General features: G+C 56.7%; 5 protein-coding genes. 1 reads left to right on the plus strand and 4 read right to left on the minus strand.

The genetic code is table 11. The features are described from left to right. Positions 1 to 57: 57 nt before the first annotated feature. The 4 genes from AC5FXY_RS21435 to AC5FXY_RS21450 form a co-directional block, all read right to left on the minus strand. Positions 58 to 2,190 (minus strand): carboxy terminal-processing peptidase, encoded by a 2,133-nt coding sequence (locus AC5FXY_RS21435; RefSeq protein ID WP_493558772.1) that lies wholly within the window; start codon positions 2,188 to 2,190, stop codon positions 58 to 60. Between the two features lie 196 nt (positions 2,191 to 2,386). Continuing rightward, positions 2,387 to 3,193 (minus strand): hypothetical protein, encoded by an 807-nt coding sequence (locus AC5FXY_RS21440; RefSeq protein ID WP_493558773.1) that lies wholly within the window; start codon positions 3,191 to 3,193, stop codon positions 2,387 to 2,389. Positions 3,194 to 3,358: 165 nt separating this feature from the next. Next, positions 3,359 to 3,727, minus strand: a complete 369-nt coding sequence (locus tag AC5FXY_RS21445) for a hypothetical protein (protein ID WP_493558774.1) — start codon at positions 3,725 to 3,727, stop codon at positions 3,359 to 3,361. 107 nt (positions 3,728 to 3,834) lie between these two features. Next, positions 3,835 to 5,034 (minus strand): proline dehydrogenase family protein, encoded by a 1,200-nt coding sequence (locus AC5FXY_RS21450; protein WP_493558775.1) that lies wholly within the window; start codon positions 5,032 to 5,034, stop codon positions 3,835 to 3,837. Positions 5,035 to 5,185: 151 nt separating this feature from the next. Here AC5FXY_RS21450 and AC5FXY_RS21455 point away from each other — a divergent pair, with 151 nt between their 5' ends. Beyond that, on the plus strand, positions 5,186 to 6,268 hold the full coding sequence (locus tag AC5FXY_RS21455; RefSeq protein ID WP_493558776.1) for a bifunctional 3-deoxy-7-phosphoheptulonate synthase/chorismate mutase type II: 1,083 nt from the start codon (positions 5,186 to 5,188) through the stop codon (positions 6,266 to 6,268). Positions 6,269 to 6,273: the final 5 nt, after the last annotated feature.

Raw genomic sequence — 6,273 nt, forward strand, 5'->3', positions numbered from 1 at the left:
TGCACCGGGTGGAGCAGGGGCTTTTAGCAAATTGAGAACTAATTCAGGACAAGCGCATTAGCGACGCGTTACCTGCGGTGACTCAATCTGATCCTTCGTAATAGCTACTGCCTCACGCAGGTTAATGTCCTTCATCAGATTTTTAGACATGCGACGGGCACGGTTCACTTCTACGGTATCGGATTGCACGGCGCGCAGGTCGGTGGACAACGGAGCAATGCTTAGGGCCGGAGCAGCCTTTTGCAACTCTTCGTAGCGCTTAGACTCAGCCTTGGCTTGGTCCTGCTCAGCGCGGTACGTAGCGAGCTTTAACGATACGTTGGTGTCGTCTTTGCGCTTGCGCATGCGCTCTACTATTTCTTGCACCAGCTTGAAGCTGGAGTTGGAAGCCACACGGGCGTTGCTAGCGGCCTTGAGCTTATCGATGGCCGGAGCCTGCTGCCAAGTGCGGTAACGGGCCGGGCTGATTTCATCCCACTTCAGCGGGTAGTCGGTGTCCTTTTCACCCTGGTCGAGGTAGCTATAGGCATCAGGGAGAACGATGTCCGGCACCACACCTTTAAATTGAGTAGAGCCGCCGTTGATGCGGTAGAACTTCTGGGTCGTGAGTTTCAGCGAACCAAAAGGTTTGATGGTGTTGAACTCAGCTGGCAGGGCGTCATCAAGATTAAAGATGCGCTGTACAGTGCCCTTGCCGTAAGTCGTGTTACCTAGCACCACTCCGCGCTTGTAGTCCTGCACAGCAGCTGCCAGAATCTCGGAGGCCGAGGCGCTGTACTTGTTTACCATCACCACCAGCGGACCACTGTACTGTACGCGTGGGTCACGGTCATTGAGAACCTGAGCAGCGCCCTGGCCTGAACGTACCTGCACTACGGGGCCACTGTCGATAAACAAACCGGCCATTTCCACGGCATCGGTAAGCGAACCACCGCCGTTGTTGCGCAGGTCGAGCACCACGCCGTCCACTTTCTCTTGCTTCAGCTTTTCCAACTCCTTCTTCACGTCCTCAGCGGAGCTGCGGCCACCGTTGTCGTTGAAGTCGGCGTAGAAAGCGGGTAGGCGGATATAACCTATCTTCTTGCCGCCCTCGTTCACGATAGCCGACTGCGCATAGGTTTCTTTCACCACCACTACATCGCGCACGATGGGAATGATCTGGGTGCTGCCGTCGGGCTTCTTCACCGTCAGCCGAACCTCTGTGCCCTTGCCGCCACGGATGTAGCTAATGGCTTTGTCTAAGCGCATGCCTTCCACCGTTACGGGTTCGGCAGGGCCTTGCGCTACACGCTGAATGATGTCGCCGGCTTTGAGCTGGCCCTGCCGGTAAGAAGCCGAGCCCGGAATGATATCAGCCACTTTGATCTGGCCATCTTTCTCCTGCAGCGTCGCCCCAATGCCTTCAAAGCGGCCCGTCATGGCAATGTCAAACGACTCCTTGTCTTTTGGAGCAAAGTACTCCGTGTGCGGGTCGTAAGTATTAGCAATAGTGTTGGCCCAAAGAGCCAAACGGTCGTTTTCGTCGTTTTGGAGCAAGTCGTTGAATTGCTCATCAAAGTACTTGAGCACGCGCTTACGGGCTTCCGCCTCCATTTCCGTAGCCGAAAGGGCCGGAGCGGTAGCTTTCTTCGGGTCGCGCTTGGCTTGCTCTTCCTGAATCTCAACTAGGCGCGTGAGTACATGGTACTTCATGTAGCGGCGCCACTCGTCGCGCTGCGCGTTCTTATCGGCGGCGTATTGAGCCTTGTCGAAATCAGCCTGAAAAGTCTCGTCCACCGTGAAGTCAATAGGTTGGCTCAACAGCTCCCGGTACAGCCCTTGCACTTCCTTGGTGCGCTGTTCCATCAGTTGATTGGCCAAGGTCAGAAACTCTTTAGAGCCACGCTTCACTTGATCATCGATGTCGTTCTGGTACTTGCGCAATTGGGCTACGTCCGACTGCAGTAAGAACTTCTTCGAATAGTCGATGCGCTTCAGGTACAGGTCGAAGACACGCTTGGAAAAGTTATCATCGATCTGCTGCTGCTGGTAATGAGCAGCGCTCAGCCCTTGCAGCATGGCCTTGATGAGGACTTCTTCTTTCTGCGGCACCTTAGAGTCGTGGCCGCGGTAAAATTTATAGGAAGCCAGTACGAATACGGCCGTAACCACGGCAGCGTACAAGCCTATTTTCAGGCGAAGGAAAGACATAGGCAAAAGCGCGGAAAAAAGTAGGTCCTAAATGTACGTAAAGCCGCTCCGAATGGTAACGCCAAAATCGGGCCCTTTCTGGAAGGCTAACGAGACCGGTAGGGCAATAGTGCCCAGTAGCCCGTCTTAGCCTATAGAAACAAAAAAGACCTCCCCGGTTGCGGGGAGGTCTGAGAAGCCAAAAAGAAAAGATGGCTTAGTAGTAGATACGGTCGCCGTTGTGACGACGGAATTCGTCTTGGAAGTGACGAGCGTCATCGTCGTTGCGGGGGTGTACACCCATCACAATGCCGCCGTTCTTGATGTCGCTTTCGTACTCATGAGCACGCTCTTCTGGAATGCCCGAGCCCACCAGAGCGCCTACCAGGCCACCCGTGAGACCACCGGCACCAGCGCCAGCCAGCGCAGCGGCAAGCGGACCAGCTATTACCAGGCCCAAGCCTGGTAGTGCTACCGAAGTACCAATTGCGGCAATGGCACCAATTACGGCACCAGCCGTGCCACCGATAGCCGAGCCCACGCCCGCGCCTTCCATGGCTTTATTGCCCAGTTCGGTATCGGGCGTGTCGCTGCCGAAGTGACGCTTACGCGTTTCGTCCGACATCATCAGGTTTACGTCATCTTTAGAATAACCGCGCGACGACAGCGAACTGTAAGCACGCTCAGCCGATTCACGGTCGCGGAAAGTCGTAGTCAGGATGCGGCCCGAACCACCCGAGCTGTCTTGGCTAGTGCCATAAGACGAGGTGGAGCCCATGTTGCTGTTGCCCATTCCCGAGCCGGAGTTGTAGTTGGCACCGGTGCTCTGATCCGTGCCCGAGCCTACATTGGAAGCCGAAGAGTGCGAGCTGCCCGTGTTCAGACCCGAACCGCCCATCGAGCCGCTGCCCGTGTGGCCAGTGCTGCCGTAGCCAGAGCCAGCGCCGGTACCGGTGTTGGCAGGATTCATGGATGAGCCAGTGCCAGGCGTGTTGCCCAGATTCGAATTATTGTCGGTGTTCATGAGGTGAGGTTGTGGAAGGTGAAAGAAAAGGGAAGTAGCTTCACCAATGTCCCAACTCCCAGGAGGGGGTCAGGAACATGATGTCCTACTTAACGCTACCTTTCCACTTGAGGTTACACTTGAAGTGCAAAACAACCTCAGTCTGGTACAAACAATAACGCTGGCTTAACTGAACTTGGCGTAGTTCTCCTCGTTGGCCCAAAACTCACGGCATTCCGCCCGCAGGGTACTGAGGAACTCCGGGTTCTGCTTTAGTTCACGCCACGGGCCCAGGCCAAGCCGTTCGCAGAGCTTGAAGAAGTTGTCGCCTTGGCCTTTGGAGCCTTCTACTTTTACCATACAGCTGAGAATTGGCCGACCGGCAGTGTATTCGGTTTCTGAAATTTCGGCCAGAATCTCGTTGAGGCGGGACTTCTCGTGGGAAATGTCGAGGTTCAAACCAAGTTCCGCTTCCTGCACCACCGTCAGATAACTAGCAGTGCCAGTCTGGTGCCGGGAATATTGGATGAGAAAGCGGCGTACGCGTGTAATCATGGGGTAAGTGAAGTTCGGAGAGGGAGGGGGTAAAATACCAAAAAAAGCCCATTGCATTGGACATTTCCAACGCAACGGGCGCTTGGCAATTACTATGCCGTTGAGAACTAGCGCGCTTTATTTCGGCGGCGCCCCATTTCTCGCTTTATAAGCATGAATTCGCGGCTGCTTTGGCCCGAAATAGCCGTATTTTCGTCGGCGCGGCGCAGCAGATAAGGCATTACAGCTTCCACCGGACCATAGGGCACGTACTTGGCAGTATTGTAGCCGGCATGGGCCAGGTTATAGCTAAGGTTGTCACTCATGCCGTACAGTTGCGCAAACCAGATCCGCTCGTCGCCCGGCGCCAAGCCCGCATCGGCGAGCAGCTCAGCTAGTAGGCGCGAGGAAGCTTCGTTGTGGGTGCCGGCGCAGATGGCCATGCGCTCGATATGCTCGACGGAGAAGCGTAAAGCTGCATCGTACAGGTCGTCCGTGGCCTGCTTACTGGGGTTAATAGGGTTTTGGTAGCCGCGCTGCTGCGCCGTGCGGCCTTCTTTTTCCATGTAAGCACCCCGCACCAGCTTGGCGCCGAGGTAGTAGCCTTCCTGCCCGGCGTGGTCGTGGTCATCCTTCAGCGCATCAAGGCGGTCGTGGCGGTACAGCTGGTAGGTATTCCACACGATGGCGCGCTCCTGGTTATAACGGCGCATCATCTCGCGGGCAATATCATCAATGGTGTCCTGGAACCAGCTTTCTTCAGCATCGATGAAGATGCGCACATTCTTCTCGTTGGCCCGGCGGCACAGCGCGTCAATGCGCTGCATGGCGCGGTCGTAGGCTTGCTGCTCAGCAGTAGTGAGCGGCTGCTTGGCTTGAATTTTCTCCAAGAGGCCACTATCGGCCACGCCGGTTACTTTAAAAACCGAGAATGGAATGTGCGGGTGACCAGCTGCCAGGTCAATGGTCTTCAGTAGCTCGTCGCGCGTGGCGTCGAAGCTCTGGTCATTGCCTTCACCCTCCACGGAGTAGTCGAGGATGGTGCCGATGTTGAACTTACCTAGTTCGGCAATCACCGGCTTGCACTCCTGGATGGTTTCGCCACCGCAGAACTGCTTGAAGATGGTGTGCTTGATAATGGTCTTGGAGCCCGGCAGCCCCCAGCTCAGGGCGCGCTTCATCATGCCGCCGCCCAGGTCTACCAGACCTTTGTTGTTCATGGCGGCAAAAAGGGCGTACATCTGCTTTAGTTCACCATCGGACTTCGAAGCAAAGGCTACAGCGGTATTATCAAAGGAAACGGCTGGGTGGGTTTGGGGCTCGGGCATGCAGGGGGTAGCTTTGGAGCAGCGAAGATAGCCACGAAACCTCGTTTCGGGCCTCGCGGTTATTGATAAGCCGGCGGGCCTAGTGGCCTGCTTAAAACCACTTGGCGGTGGCTACGGTTCCGAAAAATCGGAGGCTGGGCTGCCCTTTCCCATGGAACTTGATACCTATTTTACTCGCATGCTGGCCCAGAAGGGGCAGCCGCTGCTACTAGCCGGGCCGTGCTCAGCCGAAACGGAAGAACAAGTAATGGCTACCGCCCAGGGTCTGCGAGGGCTGGGCGTGGACCTGTTTCGTGCGGGCATCTGGAAGCCACGCACCCGACCGGGGTCTTTTGAAGGCATTGGGGCGATGGGGCTGAAATGGCTGCAGCGCGTAAAGGCCGAAACGGGCTTGGCCGTGACCGTAGAAGTGGCTACACCACGCCACGTGGAGGAATGCCTCGCGCACGGAGTAGATGTAGTCTGGATTGGGGCCCGTACCACGGTGAATCCCTTTGCAGTGCAGGAACTGGCCGAAGCGCTAGGAGGAACTGGCGTGCCGGTGATGGTGAAAAACCCCGTCAACCCCGATTTGGCCTTATGGGCCGGGGCGCTGGAGCGCCTTGATCGGGCCGGCGTGCGCGACCTGGCGGCCATTCACCGAGGCTTCAGCACCGGCGCGCCTTCGCGCTACCGCAACGCCCCCACCTGGGGCATTCCCATCGAACTAAAAACACGCTTTCCGGAATTACCGCTCATCTGTGACCCCAGTCACATCAGCGGCCGTCGGGACTTGCTCATGCCGGTGGCTCAGAAGGCCCTCGACCTGGATTACGATGGGCTGATGCTGGAAACGCACCCCGACCCCGAAAACGCCTGGAGCGACGCCGAGCAGCAGGTGACGCCCTTCCGCCTCGGCGAAATGATGCGGGAACTGAAGCACCGCTACCGCTCCACCGACAATGAAGACTACCTCAATAAAGCTGAGGAGTTGCGCCACAAGATGGACGTAGCCGATCAGGACATCATTGAGGCCCTGGCGCGGCGCATGGCGCTGGTGGAGGAGTTGGCTGAGTACAAGAAGCAGAACAACGTGAAAATCCTGCAACTGGACCGTTGGAACGAAATCTTTACCAGCCGTCCCGAGTGGGCTGCCCGCCTGCGCGTCAACGACAAGTTTGTAGCCGAGCTATACAAGCTCATTCACATCGAAAGCATCCGGAAGCAGACGGAAATCATGCAGCGGCCGGAGTAGCAGAC

It is taken from the genome of Hymenobacter sp. FMD4 (genome assembly GCF_058932745.1).